Raw genomic sequence first — 16,648 nt, 5'->3', positions numbered from 1 at the left:
GCTTCGGACCGGTCGGCATGATTGGCAGATGACTGGTTATTCTGTGCCGCCTTGCTCGCCTCGGCGGTGGAGCGGTCGGCCTCGGTGCGCGCCTGCGTGACTGCGCTGTCTACGTCGCCGAATGTGTCCGCGATGCCCTGCGCCCTGTCGGCTGCTGCCTCTGCACTCTGGCCTGCCGTCTCGATCTCGGCGATGCGGTCAGCGCCTGCCGTGTTGACCGCCTGTAGCTGCGCGTTGCCTGCATCATCAACGGCCTGAACCTGCTCAGCACCTTTGCTGGCAATGGCCTGCAACTGCGCCGCGCCCTCATCGGCTACGCCCTGCACGTAGGAGCCTGACCGGTCGGCCTCTGCCTTTGAGCGGTCGGCCTCACTGCTCACCAGTGCGGCGTGCTCGTTGATGGTGCCGACCGTCGGCTCGAACTGCGCGACAATCTCGGCCTCGCCGTCTTTTGCGACCTTGGCCCAGCTCGGCACCGGCCCGCCCTCGGTCATCACTTCCGTGTTGGCGTCACCGTGCACGATCTGGTGGGTCAGGCTGACATCGGCCTTCAGCTGTTCGGATGAATTCTTGATGTCCTGGTCTACGCTCATGCTCGGAGTCCTAAATCAGTTGTGGCCATTCGGTATTCACAAAGGTGTGCAGGGGTTCATCGAACCCGCCGGCGGTGATGCCCATCAGGGCGAGGATCGCCCCGTCCAGCTGGTCGTCCGGCAGGATGACCGGGTCAACCATGTGCAGTGTCGCGGTGATTTCGTAGCGGCCTGCATTGGCGGGGGTGATGGTCAGGCCGCTGGCAAAGCGGGCATTGTGCGCCACCAGTCCCTCCGGCCCCGGAAGATTTATGGAAAAATAGCGACCGCTGGCGGTGCGGTGGAACTGCTCCAGCGTCGTGCGCCCGGTGCCGTCCACTTTCCAGCAGGCGGTGTAACTCTGGCGTCGGTCACGCACCCGCCGGCGGACACGAGAACCGGCGTCGAAACCGATCCGCTTGTGTTCCCCTTGGGGGGCTTCGCTGAAGTTGCTCCGGCACGGGTCGCCGATCTCAGGAAACTGCATAATCGATCTCTACCGTGGCCGTCACAGCACGGTTCGCGCCATCCATGCTGCAGCTGTAGTTTCCGATGAATCGGGCCAACCCTTCACGGCCATCCCAGCCAACACTGAACCAGCCTGCGCCGTCGTCAAGCCGCCAGCGGTGCCAGCTGACAAACACCTGCCACTGCGGTTCCGTGAACAGCCAGTTCACCTGTACCGTCTGCCGGTGGTTGGGGTCGATGATCCGTTCCTGCAGCGCCACCGCGCCATCGCTCTGGATGCGGCCCTCGGCGGTCTCGAACGCGCTGCCCAGTTTGGGGTCGGGCATGCCTCCCGGCCAGTGTGCCTGTACCATCAGTAGCCTTTTCTGGTCAGTCCGAACTGTTGCTGGATGGCCGTTGAGACACCTTGCCCCCGGGCAATGTCACCGTTCACGGTGCTGCGGATCTTCTGCTCGATGTAGATATCCAGCTGCTTCATGCCGTCGGCGCTGGTGCTGCTGCGGGTACTGACGTCGTACTCCGAAGCATTGCTGTTGTAGACGTTGACGATCACATTGCCTCCAAGTTTGTCCGATGCCGTGACCCGTCCGGCGGTACCGGCGGTGAACAGTTCGGGGCCGCGCTCGCCCACAAGGTAGGTCGACCCCGCATTCACGGGGCCACCTGCCGCACGGGTGCCGGCCACGGCCGCGCCGCCAGTACCGCCTGTGCCGCCGGTACCGTTCCCGAACAGCCCCAGCGAGTTGGCGATGGGCGCCACGATCTGCGACTGGATCGCAATCCGCAGCAGGTCATTGATGATGCTGTCCGCCAGCCGGGCGAAATCCATTTCTCCCTTGGTCACCATGTCCGCCAGCGCATCCCCGAAACTGGTGGTCCATCCCGTGGCCGCCTGTTCCAGGTTGGCGCTGGTGTTGCCGATGCGTGTGAGGTAGTTGTTCCAGGCCGATTCCGCCGTTTTGGTACCGCTCTTGCTGGTTTCTCCGGCCTCAACGGCAATCACCCCCAGTTCCTGCAGGGTGTTACCGTAAGTTTTGGTTTCTGCGGTCGCCTTGGCCGTGGCCTGGCTGGTCGCCTTCCACTGGTCGGTGATCTGCTTGACCGCGCCACCGCCGTCGAATACCGCCACCATCTGCGTGGCGAGTTTGTTCGAGGTGGTGATGACATCGTCCAGCGCTTCCTTCGACTCGTCACGCAACTTCACCACGGCACGGGACAGGCTTTCCGACATCTCCATTTCGACGCCGGGCAGACTGTTCAGGAAAGCCTTGATGTTGTATTCCAGTGCGTACAGCGCCTCGACACCAAACCGCGCCGCCGAGATCGCCCCAAGCTTCACCACGTTCCAGCCGTTCTGGAGCGACAGCAGGCCGGTGTAAACCACGTCCAGACCGGTGACGATGGCGTCCGCCGCTTTTGTCGCCACCTCGCCCATGCCGCCGGCATTGATGGTGGCTTTCAGGAATTCGTTGGAAACCCCCTCGACGATCGGGGCCAGCTCGGCGGTCAGCTGCCGCGCAAAGCCCTGGCTGGCAAGACCTGCCCGGTAAAAGGCGTCATTGGCCTGTTCCACCTGCGCCGCATCGACACGATCCAGCGCCACGCCCAGCAGTTCCGCCTCGCGCATCATGGCAGCAATGCCTTCGGAACCGGCATCCAGCGTGTTCAGCAGCGCCGCCCCTTCGCCCTCAAACAGCTGGATGGCCGTGCGCACCTGGTCGGAACGGTTCTCCAGTTGCTGCATGGCGTCGGCGATCACCATGAACTGTTCTTCCGGCGCCAGCTGGTTCAGCGCCTGTGCCGACAGACCAAGCCGCTCCAGTGCTTCCGCCGCCTCGCCGGTGCCTTCCTTCGCCTCGGAGATACGCTCCACCATGCCCTGCAGGGAATCCTGCATGCGGTCGGCACTGACGCCGGTCAGTTCCCCGGCATGCTGCAGACCTGCCAGCGCCTCGGTGGTAATGCCGATACGGTCGGCGAACTTGGTCTGCTGGTCAATGCCCTGGGCGGTGACGGTGTACAGCGCCGCCAGTCCCGTGGCAGCCGTTACGCCCAGTCCGGCAATGGCGGTCGCCGCCGTGCCAACGCTGGCGCTGACCTTCTCCGACCAGTTTTTTGTGGTTGCTGTCGCCTTGTCCAGCTCCTTGCGGAAACTGGAGGACTCGGCGATCAGGTCAACCGTCAGTTTGGCAATGGTGGTCATAGGCTTTCGCTTAATTCAGCACACGCCGCATCATGGCGTAATCGTGGTCGGCGGTGTCCGCAGGGGTTTGGGTGTCGTCTCCGGCACCGGATTCCAGCGCATAGAACGCCAGCCATTCGGTGTATTCCGAGGTGGTCAGGGAATGTTCCAGCTCCGTCACCGTTCGCCCGAGATCCCGCGCAATACGGAACAGGACGCGCCGGTGCGGGGCGGCGGTCAGTCTTTTTTTGCCTCGTCGACTGCCTCCTCGTGCAGTCCGGCGCGGGTGAGCGCATCCTTGTAGATGTGCAGAATGGTATCGGTGCCCTGGGTCCGCAGCAGGCTTTCCACCTGTTCCTCGGTGGGTTCCTCACCCAGCATCGCCCATGCGCCGATCCTGGCGCAGAATCGCGGACCCGCCTTGCCGTTGGCGGCTGCCTGGTGAACATCATCCATGACGGCGGCGGGCAGGTCATGCAGCCGGTAGGGTCGCCCGTCCGGCAGAAAACCCGTCCATGCCTTGAACGGGGTGGGTCGACCGATCAGGTCGGCAAAGCTCAGTGGCGTGTTATTGCTCTTGTCGGGCATGTCCGTTCCTTACGCTGACACGGTCCAGGTGGTATCCCCTGACTGTTTGCCGAACACGGTCACAGTCACGGCCTCGTTGTTGGTGGGTTCGTTGACCTGGTACCCGGACAGCACCAGCGAAAAACTGCCGGTTCGTCCCGTGGAGAATGTCACCTTCATGCTGACGGTCTCGCCATTGCGTGCAGCGGTCAGGAACTTCTCCTGGTCGGTGTCGCCGGGGACATCGTTCAGGGTGATCTCCTTGTCCGGCGGGGTTTTCATTCCGCCGATGTAGGTGCGGGTGGTGGCGGAGATCGGCGTGGTTTCCACGAACTCGCCCTGCTCGCCTGTCGCGCCGATGGCGGTGGCGTTGGCCAGTTCAATGAAGGTGCCGCTGTTGGCCGGGTCTTCAAAGGACAAGACAGTCCCTGCGCCCAGTCGGGCGGTGGTTGATGCTGCCATGGGAGGTTCCTGTGGTTGTGGTCAGTAGTGGACGGTGTAATTCAGCACCAGCTGGGCGAACTGCTGTTCATCGTCGTTCGGGTATTCAAAGCCTGCCAGTCTCAAGCCGCGCACCAGTCCGCCCAGTGTCGGGTCGCCGGCGAGTTGCTGCTGGATATCTTCCGCCATGGCGTCCAGGTCGTCGTCATCGGAGTAGATGTTGCCGTAAATGCAGACGGACAGCGTGGCCACGGTAAACTGGCTCAGTCCGTTCTCGGAGATATCACCGGAGGCGAGATAGATCGTGACGAACTGGTCCAGCCCGGTGGCGTCCACCATCCGGCGGCAGTAGACCGGCGCGGCGGTCACCGCTTCGGTCAGCACCTTCACGGCCTGCCGGATCTGCTTACGACTTGTCGGCATATTTCTGCAACCTGTATTTCAGCTCGTGTTCCAGTAGTGCGGGGTATTTCTGGCGCATGATCTCGGCGGCACGTCTGGGCAGGTACCGATCCACGAAGGGGGCTATCTTGACCACGATCACCTCGACCGGATACCGCTTGGCCCCCTTGCGCCGCATGATCTGCCACTGTCCGGTCTTGCGGATCTTGTTGACGAAGGCGTCCGGATACGTCCTGCCGCCAGCCTTGATGCCGCGCACCTGCCCCTTTCGGGTTCTGGCCGTGCTGACCGTTCCCAGGCTTATAGCCGGAATATTGCGCCGGTATCCCGTGATCCTGCCGATCCGCTGGTCACGGGAAATTTTCACCTTGGTGTAAATCCGCTTGCGGATGTGCTTCTGGGGAATCTTCGCCTCACCTGCCACATCCTTCACCACACGGGTCTTGATCTGTCCGGCAGTCTTGCGGAGTGCGGCATAGTCGGATTTCGTGACCGCACGCTTGCTGATGTCACTGAGCTTTCGCGCCAGCTTCCGCACATCACGGTTCAGCGCTGGCTGACTCATAGCTGCTCCGGCATGTCGACGTTCACCACATGGTGCAGCGGCGCATAACTGTCATCGGTGAACCCGGTGTAATCTACGGCGGCGTTGACCGTGACGATGCTGCCGTCACTTTCCAGCTTACGCAGGACTTTCCAGAATTTGCCGGTTGCGTCCCGTATCCGGTCATCGTGTTTCGGATCCGGCACGTCAGCCGACAGCAGGGTGATCACCACGCCACCACTGATGATATCCGTGTATTCGGTGTAGAACTGGATGTCATGGTCAATGATGGCGTGTGTCGGTTTTGATCCTGCGGGGCCGACCGGGTAATAGGTCACCGGCTCACCAAACGCCAGCACCAGGCTGGCGTCCATGGCGGCGACCTGTTGCATGAAACCCATCGGGCTACTTCTTGCCCCGACTGGTCGCGGCATTCTTGCTGTCCATGGTCTGATCCGACTCGGGTTCTACCATGCGATCGGTGTAGGTGGCTCGGCCGATGGTGGTCAGGGTGTGGGCGTCACGGCGGGATAGTTCCACTTCCTTGCCTTTCTTCTGGAATTCACCATTGGCAACGGTGTCACGCATGATCTTTACCTTCACTTTGTCTGTCATGGTCGTCTGTCCGGTGAGTGAATGGACCGGGGCCGAAGCCCCGAAGCCTGTCAGTCGCTTAGGCGCTGACCGCCTTGACGAACGACTGCGGACGCTTGATGACGATGTCGACGTCCTGGAAGACACGCATCACCAGACCGCCGCTGGCCGCCTTGGTGGCCTTGTCGGGCATGACATCCAGCACACCCCACATGCCGATGGCGACGTCGGCGAAGTTGCCGAACATCAGGTCAGTGGCCGCCAGACCGTTCTTGCGGTAGGCGTTGTAACCGTTGACCATGTTGTTCTCCATGAGCATCAGGCCGGAACCGGCGTCACGGGGCTTGCTCTTGCAGTGGCCGATCACGTTGGAATGGCCGACATACGCGAGGCTACCCACCAGGGCATCATCGGTGGCCGCTTCGGTCTCGAACTGCACCAGCTCCGCCCAAGTTGGCTTGCCTGGAGAGGTGAGTGTCACTGTGGAAATACCGGTGCTCTTCAGGATGCCGGTCGGACCCTTGGCAGCGCCGACAAAACCGGCGTTGTCGATAGCCATGGCCGCGCCCAGCTGCAACTGGCGCATCAACATGGCTTCAACCGATGGCGCGGACTGCAGCAACAGGCGACGGGTGACAGGTACCGCACCGGCCACGGTCTTCGGGCTGAGTTCCACGGTACGGGTCGGGATGGTGCTGTCGGTGCCGTCTTCGCCTTCGTTGATCCAGTAGAAGGTGCCGTCACCGTCAGTGGCGGGGATATCCACGTTACCCACCAGACCGGGGAGAACATCCGCGCCCAGCTGCATCAGCAGGGTCTGGCCGCGCAGGGCATCGATGAAGCTGCCGGCCAGGTGGTCTGTGCCCACCAGTTCGGCACCGGTGTTCGCGCCGCCGGTGGTCATGTCCCGCTGCTGCACATCGTAGGGGATATAGAAACCACGGGCGTCTTTGCCCAGCTTGTCCGCCACGGCGAGGGAGGCTTCCAGTTCCAGCTCCGCCCCTCTCCAGTCGCCGGACTGGCAGGCACGCAGGGCTTTCATCAGGCTGTAGTTCTGGACTTCCTGACGGCTCATGTCGATGCTGGTGACCGGCTTTGCCTCGCTGCGCTGCTCGCTGTTGAGCTGGTCCAGCACGATGCCACGGAATGCATCCAGGCTGGTGCCGTCGTTAATGGCCTTTTCGGCAGCGTCGGTCAGGTCGTACTTACGGCCGAGGGTGTTGATCCCGGTAATACGGGCGCGTTCACCGGCCAGCAGTTCGTCTTTGTTCGTCTGGACCGCCGGGGGTGTGGTTTCGGTAGGCATGGTGCGTTCTTCCTTTGAAGGTTGCTGTTCGGGTTCCGGCTCCGGATCAGGCTCGTTCACCGTGATGGTGTTCTGTTCACCGTCAACGGATCGGGCCACGCCCACGGTGGGGTCGGCCGGTACTGCTACAAATGAGATTTCAAACGGCTCCCAGTCCGTCGCCCGGTAGTCGTCGCCATCGTCCCCGGTGCGTTCCAGGGTGAGTTCATGGATGCGATACCCGACGCTGATGTGTCTGAGGATGCCGTCTTTCACGTCGTTGAATTTCTCGACAGCCAGTGCACTGTTACCAAAGCGCACCGTGGCCCGCCCCCGGCGGTCACCGTCGATGGTTACTGACTCGACCACGCCGACGTGTTCACGGTGGTCGTGTCCTACCAGGACCGCCCCGCCATTTTCCAGCCTGCCCAGCCGGATGGATGTCGGGGAATGGTCAAGGATTTCTCTGCCAAACCAGCGCTCAACAGGCTCTTCCGAAGAGAACGCAACCTCGATGGTGCGGGCGTCTTCGTTGATGGCCTCACGCTGGAGCGTAATCGACCGCTCAAGCGGTCCCGCCTGAATCTTGCGGGTTGTCATCGTCTTGCTCCTGTGGAGGGGGTTCGGGTTCGTTAGTCTGTGCAGGGGTCAGGATGCCCATGGCCTCAAGGCGTTTTTCTTCCTCGGCAATCTCGGCAAACACTTCGTCCGGATCGCCGCCCTGCTCGCGGATGATCTGGCTGCGGGTCGTGATCCGAAGCGCCACCGCTTTCTCATGGGCGGTGAGCTCCTTGGCCGGATCCACCCACTTCCACCGCCTGCCCTGGAACACGGACTGCCGGTAGTAATCGATCCCCCGGTTAATGGGCATCGGTGGCTTGTTACGCCGTGGGATGGTGATGGTGCCGAGGTCGTATTGCAGTTCCAGCCATTCATCGAAGATCAGGCGGATCACGTTGCGGATCAGCCAGCCCTGCAGACTTATCCAGACCTCGCGGGTTTCCAGCATCCCGACACGGGCGGAGGAATAGTTCACGTCGCTCATGTCGTTGGCGAATGTGTTGTAATCCACACCGAGTCCGGAGCTGATGCCGCGCAGGCATTGCTTCATGAAGTTGCCGAACTCGCCGGTGGGATACTTCGGATCAAACTGCTGGAACTCCAGCCCACCGATGTTCCGGAACATGCCGGGCTCGGCTTCCATCTCGAAACCGTCGTCGGTCTCTTCGTCACCTTCGTACTGGTCACCGGTCTGTGACTTGAAGAATCCCATCTGGCTGGCGCCGATCCGTGCCGCCACCAGTGCCGCATCCTCATAAGCGCCCAACATCTTCAACCGCTGCAGGCCGGTGGAAATCCACGGGATACCGCGCTTCTGGTCGACGAAGTCGGTCAGATAGGCATGGATAATCTGATCTGCCGGTACCCGGGTGTAATGCTTCTGGTTGTAGTAATTCAGATAGGTCTGGCTGGTCTTGCCCGGTTGTTGCAGGTGGTACGCCACCGGACGTCCGCTGTCGTCGATCTCGATGGCGTGTATGATCCGGTTGCCCTTGTATTCACCCACGTAGGCAACATCCAGCAATTCCGGATCAATCAGTTCCAGCCGGTAAGCGAACTTTCCGCCCCGGTGCTTACGGATCAACACCTCACCGTCACCGGCAATGGTGGACATCAAAACGTTTTGAAAATCAATCCAGTGCAGCCGACCCTTAAAGTCACACTGCTTCTGCCATTCCTTCCAGGCGGATTCGATCGCACCGCGCACCAGCGTATCCGGCTGGCCCTTGTCGTCCACCACCTTGCTCTGCAGCACCACCCCTTCCGCACCGATGACATTGGTCTTCACCATGCCGATAAACTTACGGGCGTAGTCGTTGTTGTAGCGCTGCTCCCGTGCACGGGCACGCAGGATTTTCAGGTTATGGAAAATCAGGTTGTCTGGTGTCTGGCTGGTGCTCGTCCAGCCACCGTTGAGCCGGTCTTCCAGCGACGCATTAAAGTTGCGCGCCAGCATCTTGCCGTTACCGCTGTTTCTTGGCAGCAACGGACGACGGTCGGCAACAACGTCCGACCGGACCGGCTCTGGCTTTTTCTTACGGAATGGCCACATCAGAAACGCACCCGGATCGGTTGGTATTTGGCTCGCCCGGCTTCTTTCGCTTCCAGTCCTTCCAGCTCGTTGTCGTAACGCTTGCGCAGGGCGTCCAGCTCTTCCAGGCTGTAACGCTGCAGGCTTCGGCCGTTGATGGTCATGTTGCTGCCACCACTGGCGATGTCACCGGCAATACGGGCATCTATGGCGTTAAGGATCTGCTCCAGCCACGCCTTGCGTTTTGTCTGTCTTTCACTCAGCGCCATGAGTTGGCAAAGCCTCCGGAGCGTCGGCGGGGGCTTCTGGCCCTCTTCCGCTCGGCATTGATCTGTTGGGAAACGGTCGGTTCAGGGGCTGGTTCCGTGTCTTCCTGCGGCTGCAGTCGTTTGGCCAGCGCCGTAAAGTTCGGGTTCAGGATGTACAATGCGGCGGTGTTGTAGACCGCAAGGTCAAAGGCTTCGTTACGCGCCCGGAGCTTTTTCCACTTGCGTACCGGTCGCCCCTGGACGAATGAGGTCACGCACTGCTCGGCGGTGAGCTGCATGAAATACTCTTCGTCAAAGCCGTCGCGGATCGGAAAGTGCACATACCCCGCGCCGGGCTCGCACACTTTCAGGCGAGCCAGAACGATCTCTTTCGCTGTGTCGGTGCCTACGGTGAACAGCTGCACCTTGCCAAGGTTCGACCGGCTGGGTCTGCCCACGATCGGCATCCCCGCGCCACCCTTGCCCTTGATGGCGTACACCCGCCTGCCCTCACGGGGCCGGACGAATTTGTACACCTCCTGGGTGAAGTGACCGCCGGAGTCGATGACGGTACAGGCGATGTTCAGCCGTGCGCCGCTGGCGTGTTCGTAGGTGGTACCGAGAAAATCCGACAGCTGCTGCCAGATCTCGGGACGGGACGGGTCACCACGGAGGATGCGCAGTTCAATGCGCCAGTTCTCTTCCCCTTCGCCCCAGCCTTCCACCTCAATCTCGAAGCGGTCGTCCTGCACGTCCACCGCGCAGGTCAGCACCACGGCACCCTCGGGGACATCGTGGCGGTAATGTTCACGACGCTGGTAGAGGACGTGGTGTTCAACCCCGTCGCCCTCTTCTTCCCACGTTTCACCGAGGGACGTGTTCACCCAGACTTTCAGGGTGTCCGGCGTCTTCTTCGCCTCTTTGAAGTCGGCAATCACCTGTTCCCACCGTCGCCACGGTGAGACCAGTTCGTTCAGGTGGAAACCACGACAGGTGTTGTGTTCAGCCTGTGCGATCCAGAGCCCGACACCTGCCAGCCATTGATGCTGCTCTGACAATGCGCCGCACCGGTTGCAGGCATGGCAGCCGGTGTCGAAGTCAATCTGCGACCAGGTCAGCGGTTGGTAATGACCGCATTCCGGACAGGGCAACTGATACTGTTCCTGTGTCGAATCGGCATACAGCGCCTCGATGCGGGACGCGCCCTTCACCGTCGGCGTCGAAACCGCCAGGATCTTCTTGTTCCAGAAGGTCGTGGTTCGTTTCTTCGCCAGGTTGAACGGGTCACCTTCGGTACCGGCGGAAGCGGGAAATCGGTCAACTTCGTCCGCCAGCAGGATCCGGATCGGGCGCGACGCCAGCGACGACGGCGAGTTGGCGCCGGCCATGGTGATATGGCCACCGGGAAAACTCTTGTGCAGGATGGTGTTGCCTGAGTCCCGCGCCTTGCTGTCACTGATCTTGCCGCGCAAGGGCGGTGTATCCCGCACCATCGGTGCCAGCCGGTCCTTGCTGAAGGCCTGCGCCATTTCCAGTGTCGGTTGCAACAGCAGGATCGGTGCCGGATCGTAATCGGCAAAATAACCGATCGTGTTCAGCAGTAGCTCGGTCTTGCCCACCTGGGCGGACGACATCACCACCACCATCTCGCAGGATGGATCGTTGACGGCGTCGAGGATGTCTCTCTGGTACGGTGCCCGGCTGGTCTTCCATCGACCGGGTTCGGCGCTGGCCTCACTGGAAAGACGACGGTTTTCGTCAGCCCATTCGGAAACAGTCAGGTCAGGCGGCGGCGCTGCCATCTGCGCCGCATGGCGCAACAGGTTCGATACCGTAATGCTCGGGGTCATAATCCGCCAGTTCTGCCAATGCCTCGAACAGGTGTTCCTTCAGGCAATCCTGTATCTGGTTCAGGTCACTCAGGGTGATGAACTGGTGAGCCGCTTTCGTGGGGATACTCAGCACCTTGGCGCGGAATGCCGCCACGAAATCAACCCACGCACTTTCGACCACGTCCGCAGGAATCAACCGGCCCCGCTTCACTTCCTCATCCAGCCCCGCGATGTTTGCCTGGTGATGGGTGAGCCGTGCGCGTTCCTTTTCGTAATCAAACCAGTCACCCATGTCGCCACCGTGGTCAGCGATCCGGCGCTCGATCTCGCGGCTGATCATCCACTGGATAATCTCTTCGGTGTCGTACAGGTTGGCTGTCCCGTTTGCCCCATCGGATGAAATGGGCATGCCGTTTTTTTGCCAGGTCGTCAGCGTTTGCTGACTCTTTCCCACTATTTCAGCGAGCTCCCTTTTATTAACTACTTTACCCATTGGTACGTTAGACCCAGCAAGCAAGTTCCTATAGTGCCCTGTGACTAGCCAAACCTCGCGAGTCCGCCCACCCACAAGGTTTCGGGCTGGGAAGGACCCGCGAGGGCTGGCCAGTGATGGAGTGGTGCAGCGATTCACCCCGCTGCCGGGCACGTGTTGTCTTCGGCTGACTGATTGCATTAACGGGTCGCCACTCCGAACTGATGCTGCCTCCGGGGCTACATGCGCGTGCGTTGCTGTCACATGCCCTGCCTGCTGGTGACATGGCGGCAGGGTGACCACGGCTGCCTGTTACTCGTTAGGCAGCTTGCTTAAAACCTTGAGGACATTGGCGTTCACATCCTGCACTTCGGAACGCATGTCTCGGATATCTTCCCTGACCTGATCCTTGAAGCGGGTCAGCTCTTCCTTGGCGTGCTGGTCAGTAATCTTCAGGGACTCGATGTCCTTGCGGTTGCTGTTGATCTGCACCTGTGTGGCGGTATAGGCACCGGCCACGGCAATGACGAATATCAACGCCTGCAGGATTGATCCCAGGTTGATGGTCGGGTCGTACTTTGCGACGCTGTGGTGATGCTTATCATCCATCGCCGTCTTGTCTGAGCATTGAGCCATAAAAGAACTGCAGTATTGTGGCGATGATCGTACCCAGCACAAAACCCAGCACGGTGTCAGCAAACCGCTGATTGCTTTCCGGAATCGGGTACATCACGGCAATGAAAATAAATGCAGAGGCGACCACCGACCAGAACCAGGCAAAGTTATAAATAAACCGCTTGGATCGGGTATCACCCTGCGCCAGTGCGGCCTTTTGCATCTCCCTGGCACTGTTACGATCCTCGACCGCGAGCCGTTCCAGCTCCGTGCGCTGCTGCAGTAATGCCAGCCGCAGCTGCGCTTTCAGGCTGTTCTGCTGCTCCAGCCGCTGGGATATCTTGCCCGGGTCGCTTTCCCCTGTGATGGTTTCAGCGATGTCGACCACATGCTCTGCAACTGCTGCCCCTTTGTCGCCATTGATCAGCTGCCCGATCTTACGGTCAAGGCCGGTCAGCTTCAGGATGGATGAAGCGGCAGAAATCAGGGCAATCGGTTCCATCAATAAACCCACATGGCTGAACGTTTGTCGGGATCAACATCAACATGAACGAACGTTTTGGCAATGCCGATTCTGCGAAACCCAGCATTCACCAGACCACGGACAATCTGTTCACGCTGGTGATCGTCACGCGCCGCAATATCCACCGCATAGCCTTTGATATGGCTTGAGGTTGGGCTACCGCCAACATTGGTGTTGTGGGCTTCGCATCGAACCGCACTGGTAACGGTGAAGGGAACACCTGCAATCTTCCTGGCCTGATCAAGATGCACCAGAAGGCCAGCATCCATGTACTCAAACCCAAGACCGCAGCGTCCACACCGGCACCTGAATTCTTTTGGAGTGAAGTGATTCATAAAAGAAAAAGCCCGATGTGTGAACACCGGGCGAAACATACCCAAGAAGTAGTTCTGCAATGCAACCGGACACAAAAAAACCCGCCTCTGGAGGAAAGCGGGTTTTTTTGCATCATGGTTCTAGCGTATGTTTTTTTGTCGGGTTTTGCAACGTTATATCGTTGCTGCATGGTCTTGCAGTACTTAGGGCTCATCCATTACGATTTCACCGATTCGCCGATAAACAGATTCCTTGAATGGAGTGATGAAATCAGGTGTTTTTTTCATCAGCTGTTCTTTTTCATCCATCAACTTCCGGATTGCTTTAGCGTTTTCCTTGATCTGTTTATGGACAGCCGCCAGTTCATCCTTGTGTTTTTCGTACAGTGCGATGCACTCGTCTGCTGTTGTGCAGGCATCCAGTTGTTCATACAGTGTTTTTTCTTCTTTTCTCGATATACCCATCAGTCATCTTCTCCTGTTTCTGGTTTATCAGGTAACGATGGTTCTTCTATTTCAGCCCATAGATCGGGGGGTTCTCCCGCCGATTCATAGCAATCCCAATAAAGTGTGCAGTCATCACCTTGACCTCCCCGCCGATAAGATCCTTCACAATAAAGCCACTCTTCAAACTCTTCCCACCAAACGGCACACAGGACGGGCTTGCTGATAGCACACTTGGTATCAGAATCTACGGGGATCAACTCAGGCAACACTTCTGATGGCTTGTTCCACTTCATCATCCACACACCTGTTACGATTTTCAGAACGGAATGTCATCATCAAACGAATCATCAAAACCACCAGCAACTTGTGCAGCCGGTGGTTGTTTCTGGCTGCTTCCGCTGGCCTGCTGGTACTGCTTCGCGCCGTCGGATCGGCCGGCCTGCGGCTGGTAGGCACTGGCCTGTTGATCCGCACGGCTCTGTGCCCCGCCATCATTCTGGCCTGACAGCATCTGCATCTGGCCGTTGATATCGACTACAACCTCTGTCGTGTAGCGATCCTGTCCCTGCTGGTCCTGCCATTTGCGGGTTTGCAGCTTGCCCTCGATATAGACCTTCGCCCCTTTGTGCAGGTACTGCCCGGCGATCTCCGCCACCTTGCCGAACAGCACAATCCTGTGCCATTCCGTGCGCTCCACCGGCTGGCCGGTGTTCTTGTCCTTCCAGCTTTCACTGGTTGCCAGACTGAGGTTTGCCACTGCATTACCGTTGGGGGTGTAACGCACGTCCGGAGCGTCGCCCAGGTTGCCGATCAGAATGACCTTGTTCACGCCTCGCGCCATGTTTTGTCCCTTAGCTGTAGTCGTATTCCATGAACCAGTATTCCGGTTCACCGTATTGGTTGCTGATGACCGAATGACGGCGGCGGATTTCTGCGAACACCGTCCCGTCACCGGTCTTGAACGTGATCAATGCCGGAGATTGTGACTCGTCACGCATGACGCCTGTCGCATTTTCCATCCTCTGCCGGAATTCGGTTTCATCCACTTGTTCCAGTGGCAGTTTGTTCACGTTGGCCATAGAGGGCGTTTGCCAGCTCCTGTTCTTTACGGTCATAGAGTTTGCGCTGCAGGTGGCCGAGAACGATCTGCTCCCAGCCGTACAGCAGCGGCAGGCATTTGGTGTAAAAGGGTTGCCACTTCTCCAGCCAGCTCTCTACGTGCAGGTTCACGAACTTTGCCTGCTCACGGGCAGAGTGTTCCTTGCGGCCGGAGCCGTTGCAGCCGCGACAGGGACGGTACTGGTAGAGCCCGGTCCCCTTGCAGGTGCGGCAGCGGTTTTCACGGTGGATCTCGTCCACCAGCAGACGGGCCAACTGGTGCAGGGTCGAACAGAGATTGCGCTGTTTGTCGTTGAGCGGTGAGGCCTTACCCTTGTGCCAGCATTCCAGGTAAACGGCCATCAGCCTGAACCGTTCCTCGGTGATCACCTTTTTCTCGAGCGCGAGATTCCCGATGGCCGCGAACACGTACCGCTCCAGCACATCCAGTACGGAGCGATCACCTGAATATTTATACAGTCCTAAATAATACGGCCCCGGCTCACATCCCGCCAGCCCGGCGGCGATATCCTCCGGCGTCAGGTCGGCAATGCCACCCACGCCTGTGTCAAACCTCACGGTCTTAACCTTCAGTTTTGCCAGCGCCTGCTCCGCTCTCATGGTTGTTTCAGCTCCGGTCTGTTATGCCGTTTGTCCCTGCCTTTCTGCAGAGCGTTGTACTGTTCGATGAATGTCCGTGCTTTCGCCAGTTCCTGCTGCAGTGTCCTGCCCTGCTCTCTGGCATGGCGCAGGCGTATCAGCAGCTGACGGATCACCGTGTCAGGCTCCAGCGCCTTGCCGGTGGCCTTGTCCACCATGCCCAGCCCGTTGCAGGTATTGCAGAGCCAGCGGGAGAAGATTTGTTTTACCTCTCCTTCCCCCTGGCACTCCACGCATTGCTGCAACGGGATCACCTGCCCCGGATCGCTCCGGTTTCGCATCAGTAGACCCTGTCCCGTTCTTCTATGGTGCGGTTGTCAGGCAGTGACAGGTACCACTCAAATTCCTTTTTGATGGCCTCAAAGCCTTTGCAGACCACGGCGCGGAATCGCTGGGCGCGCAACCGGTCGATCCATTCACGCTGTTCCTTGCTGACTACCGAATCCTTTGGCGGTGTGGCCTTGAACTCCACCACCAGCCCGGAATAACAGCCCCGGCCTTCCATGTAGAACACGTCCGGCACACCACGTTTCACCCCCATGCGCTTGAGCTTGGCGCCGGTGACCTTGTTCCGGTGGCCGCCATTAGGCGGATGGAACAGATAGACGAACCGTGTCGGGTGCCGGCAGCGCATCCAGTTCATGAAGGCGGTCAGCTCGTTGTCTTCGTACTCGGTCGGCTTCTTTCGGGCCGTCTTTGGCCTCGGTTTGGTCTTGATCACTGTCATCAGATACTGGTCATTGCCTGGATGATCATCAGCACGATGAAGGCGGCCAGCATCAGGCTCGCCCATCGCTCCCGTCGTTGTTCACGCCTGTCCTGCACGCCGCCGATCATGTCGGGCCACCTCGCGCTTTGCCATGTCGATGAAGGACAGCACTTCCTGCAGCTGGTACAGGAACTTGCCGGTCGGCTGTCGTTTGGCTTCCGGCAGGCCGGGAATGCGGGTCAGGTTGCTGGGTGAACGTCCCATGAGTGCGGCTACCTCTGCACGTTGGAGTAAATATTTTCCTGGCATCTTGCGGTACTGGCGCTCGGCGGCGGTGTCCATGTCGTTCAGGACGCCCCGCCAGCGGTTAATGGTCACCAGGCTGACAGCCGGTTTGTTGTTGAAGGTTCCCGCCTTTCGACGAATCATGATGTCCCGCTTGTCGATGCTGCCGCCGTTGGCAATAAACCGCGCCACGTCCTGCTCTATCTCTTTGCGGTGCTGCGCCTTGATCACCGGATTGATGCTCTGCAGGGCCAGCTCCAGTGCGTCGGGCTTGTGAAAATATCCGTCCATCACTCGT

27 protein-coding genes are annotated in these 16,648 nt (G+C 59.6%); all 27 read right to left on the bottom strand.

The window, feature by feature from the left end; translation table 11 throughout:
- Positions 1–593 (bottom strand): hypothetical protein (locus ABD892_RS24680; RefSeq protein WP_345198954.1); only part of this gene is annotated, 593 nt, incomplete at its 3' end.
- Between the two features lie 10 nt (positions 594–603).
- Positions 604–1,059, bottom strand: coding sequence for a hypothetical protein (locus ABD892_RS24675; protein ID WP_345198953.1), 456 nt, complete (start codon positions 1,057–1,059; stop codon positions 604–606).
- The gene (locus ABD892_RS24670) at positions 1,046–1,366 is read right to left on the bottom strand and encodes a hypothetical protein (RefSeq protein WP_345198952.1); all 321 of its coding nucleotides are present in this window, start codon (positions 1,364–1,366) and stop codon (positions 1,046–1,048) included. The genes ABD892_RS24675 and ABD892_RS24670 overlap by 14 nt, the downstream gene beginning before the upstream one ends.
- A 26-nt stretch (positions 1,367–1,392) precedes the next feature.
- On the bottom strand, positions 1,393–3,243 hold the full coding sequence (locus ABD892_RS24665; protein WP_345198950.1) for a phage tail tape measure C-terminal domain-containing protein: 1,851 nt from the start codon (positions 3,241–3,243) through the stop codon (positions 1,393–1,395).
- 10 nt (positions 3,244–3,253) lie between these two features.
- Positions 3,254–3,403: a hypothetical protein gene (locus ABD892_RS24660; RefSeq protein WP_345198949.1), complete on the bottom strand. Its 150-nt coding sequence runs from the start codon at positions 3,401–3,403 to the stop codon at positions 3,254–3,256.
- Between the two features lie 56 nt (positions 3,404–3,459).
- The gene (locus tag ABD892_RS24655) at positions 3,460–3,810 is read right to left on the bottom strand and encodes a hypothetical protein (protein ID WP_345198948.1); all 351 of its coding nucleotides are present in this window, start codon (positions 3,808–3,810) and stop codon (positions 3,460–3,462) included.
- A gap of 9 nt (positions 3,811–3,819) precedes the next feature.
- A complete protein-coding gene (locus tag ABD892_RS24650; RefSeq protein ID WP_345198946.1) occupies positions 3,820–4,251 on the bottom strand; it encodes a phage tail tube protein in 432 nt (143 codons plus the stop codon).
- 21 nt (positions 4,252–4,272) lie between these two features.
- Positions 4,273–4,653, bottom strand: a complete 381-nt coding sequence (locus ABD892_RS24645; protein WP_345198945.1) for a hypothetical protein — start codon at positions 4,651–4,653, stop codon at positions 4,273–4,275.
- The gene (locus ABD892_RS24640; protein ID WP_345198944.1) at positions 4,637–5,197 is read right to left on the bottom strand and encodes a phage tail protein; all 561 of its coding nucleotides are present in this window, start codon (positions 5,195–5,197) and stop codon (positions 4,637–4,639) included. Before ABD892_RS24640 ends, ABD892_RS24645 begins: the two co-directional genes overlap by 17 nt.
- Positions 5,194–5,610: a head-tail joining protein gene (locus ABD892_RS24635; RefSeq protein ID WP_345198943.1), complete on the bottom strand. Its 417-nt coding sequence runs from the start codon at positions 5,608–5,610 to the stop codon at positions 5,194–5,196. Before ABD892_RS24635 ends, ABD892_RS24640 begins: the two co-directional genes overlap by 4 nt.
- Positions 5,582–5,791 carry a hypothetical protein gene (locus ABD892_RS24630; protein ID WP_345198942.1) on the bottom strand — a complete coding sequence of 70 codons (210 nt, stop codon included), beginning with the start codon at positions 5,789–5,791 and terminating at the stop codon, positions 5,582–5,584. Before ABD892_RS24630 ends, ABD892_RS24635 begins: the two co-directional genes overlap by 29 nt.
- Before the next feature lie 58 nt (positions 5,792–5,849).
- Positions 5,850–7,655, bottom strand: a complete 1,806-nt coding sequence (locus ABD892_RS24625) for a phage major capsid protein (RefSeq protein WP_345198941.1) — start codon at positions 7,653–7,655, stop codon at positions 5,850–5,852.
- Complete coding sequence (locus tag ABD892_RS24620) at positions 7,621–9,168, bottom strand: phage portal protein (RefSeq protein WP_345198939.1); 1,548 nt, start codon at positions 9,166–9,168, stop codon at positions 7,621–7,623. Before ABD892_RS24620 ends, ABD892_RS24625 begins: the two co-directional genes overlap by 35 nt.
- Positions 9,168–9,416 (bottom strand): hypothetical protein, encoded by a 249-nt coding sequence (locus ABD892_RS24615; protein ID WP_345198938.1) that lies wholly within the window; start codon positions 9,414–9,416, stop codon positions 9,168–9,170. The genes ABD892_RS24620 and ABD892_RS24615 overlap by 1 nt, the downstream gene beginning before the upstream one ends.
- Entirely contained in the window at positions 9,407–11,245 is a 1,839-nt protein-coding gene (locus ABD892_RS24610) for a phage terminase large subunit family protein (protein WP_345198936.1), read from the bottom strand. The genes ABD892_RS24615 and ABD892_RS24610 overlap by 10 nt, the downstream gene beginning before the upstream one ends.
- A complete protein-coding gene (locus tag ABD892_RS24605) occupies positions 11,178–11,720 on the bottom strand; it encodes a terminase small subunit (protein ID WP_345198935.1) in 543 nt (180 codons plus the stop codon). The genes ABD892_RS24610 and ABD892_RS24605 overlap by 68 nt, the downstream gene beginning before the upstream one ends.
- Before the next feature lie 291 nt (positions 11,721–12,011).
- Positions 12,012–12,308 carry a hypothetical protein gene (locus ABD892_RS24600; RefSeq protein WP_345198933.1) on the bottom strand — a complete coding sequence of 99 codons (297 nt, stop codon included), beginning with the start codon at positions 12,306–12,308 and terminating at the stop codon, positions 12,012–12,014.
- A complete protein-coding gene (locus ABD892_RS24595; protein WP_345198932.1) occupies positions 12,301–12,816 on the bottom strand; it encodes a hypothetical protein in 516 nt (171 codons plus the stop codon). Before ABD892_RS24595 ends, ABD892_RS24600 begins: the two co-directional genes overlap by 8 nt.
- Complete coding sequence (locus ABD892_RS24590) at positions 12,816–13,172, bottom strand: D-Ala-D-Ala carboxypeptidase family metallohydrolase (RefSeq protein WP_345198931.1); 357 nt, start codon at positions 13,170–13,172, stop codon at positions 12,816–12,818. The genes ABD892_RS24595 and ABD892_RS24590 overlap by 1 nt, the downstream gene beginning before the upstream one ends.
- A gap of 183 nt (positions 13,173–13,355) precedes the next feature.
- The gene (locus ABD892_RS24585) at positions 13,356–13,616 is read right to left on the bottom strand and encodes a hypothetical protein (protein WP_345198929.1); all 261 of its coding nucleotides are present in this window, start codon (positions 13,614–13,616) and stop codon (positions 13,356–13,358) included.
- Positions 13,616–13,894: a hypothetical protein gene (locus ABD892_RS24580; protein WP_345198927.1), complete on the bottom strand. Its 279-nt coding sequence runs from the start codon at positions 13,892–13,894 to the stop codon at positions 13,616–13,618. The genes ABD892_RS24585 and ABD892_RS24580 overlap by 1 nt, the downstream gene beginning before the upstream one ends.
- A 20-nt stretch (positions 13,895–13,914) precedes the next feature.
- On the bottom strand, positions 13,915–14,439 hold the full coding sequence (gene ssb / locus ABD892_RS24575) for a single-stranded DNA-binding protein (RefSeq protein WP_345198926.1): 525 nt from the start codon (positions 14,437–14,439) through the stop codon (positions 13,915–13,917).
- Between the two features lie 10 nt (positions 14,440–14,449).
- Entirely contained in the window at positions 14,450–14,677 is a 228-nt protein-coding gene (locus tag ABD892_RS24570) for a hypothetical protein (protein WP_345198925.1), read from the bottom strand.
- Positions 14,637–15,317: a hypothetical protein gene (locus tag ABD892_RS24565; protein ID WP_345198924.1), complete on the bottom strand. Its 681-nt coding sequence runs from the start codon at positions 15,315–15,317 to the stop codon at positions 14,637–14,639. The genes ABD892_RS24570 and ABD892_RS24565 overlap by 41 nt, the downstream gene beginning before the upstream one ends.
- Positions 15,314–15,637 carry a hypothetical protein gene (locus ABD892_RS24560; RefSeq protein WP_345198922.1) on the bottom strand — a complete coding sequence of 108 codons (324 nt, stop codon included), beginning with the start codon at positions 15,635–15,637 and terminating at the stop codon, positions 15,314–15,316. Before ABD892_RS24560 ends, ABD892_RS24565 begins: the two co-directional genes overlap by 4 nt.
- Positions 15,637–16,083, bottom strand: coding sequence for a VRR-NUC domain-containing protein (locus ABD892_RS24555; protein ID WP_345198921.1), 447 nt, complete (start codon positions 16,081–16,083; stop codon positions 15,637–15,639). The genes ABD892_RS24560 and ABD892_RS24555 overlap by 1 nt, the downstream gene beginning before the upstream one ends.
- Positions 16,084–16,164: 81 nt before the next feature.
- Complete coding sequence (locus tag ABD892_RS24550; protein WP_345198920.1) at positions 16,165–16,641, bottom strand: hypothetical protein; 477 nt, start codon at positions 16,639–16,641, stop codon at positions 16,165–16,167.
- Positions 16,642–16,648 lie beyond the last annotated feature (7 nt).

Origin of the sequence: Kistimonas scapharcae (assembly GCF_039540975.1) — a bacterium.
GTDB classification, from domain to species: Bacteria; Pseudomonadota; Gammaproteobacteria; order Pseudomonadales; family Endozoicomonadaceae; genus Kistimonas; species Kistimonas scapharcae.
Note: the sequence above shows the minus strand (reverse complement) of the source record. Positions and strands in the feature narration are given on the sequence as shown.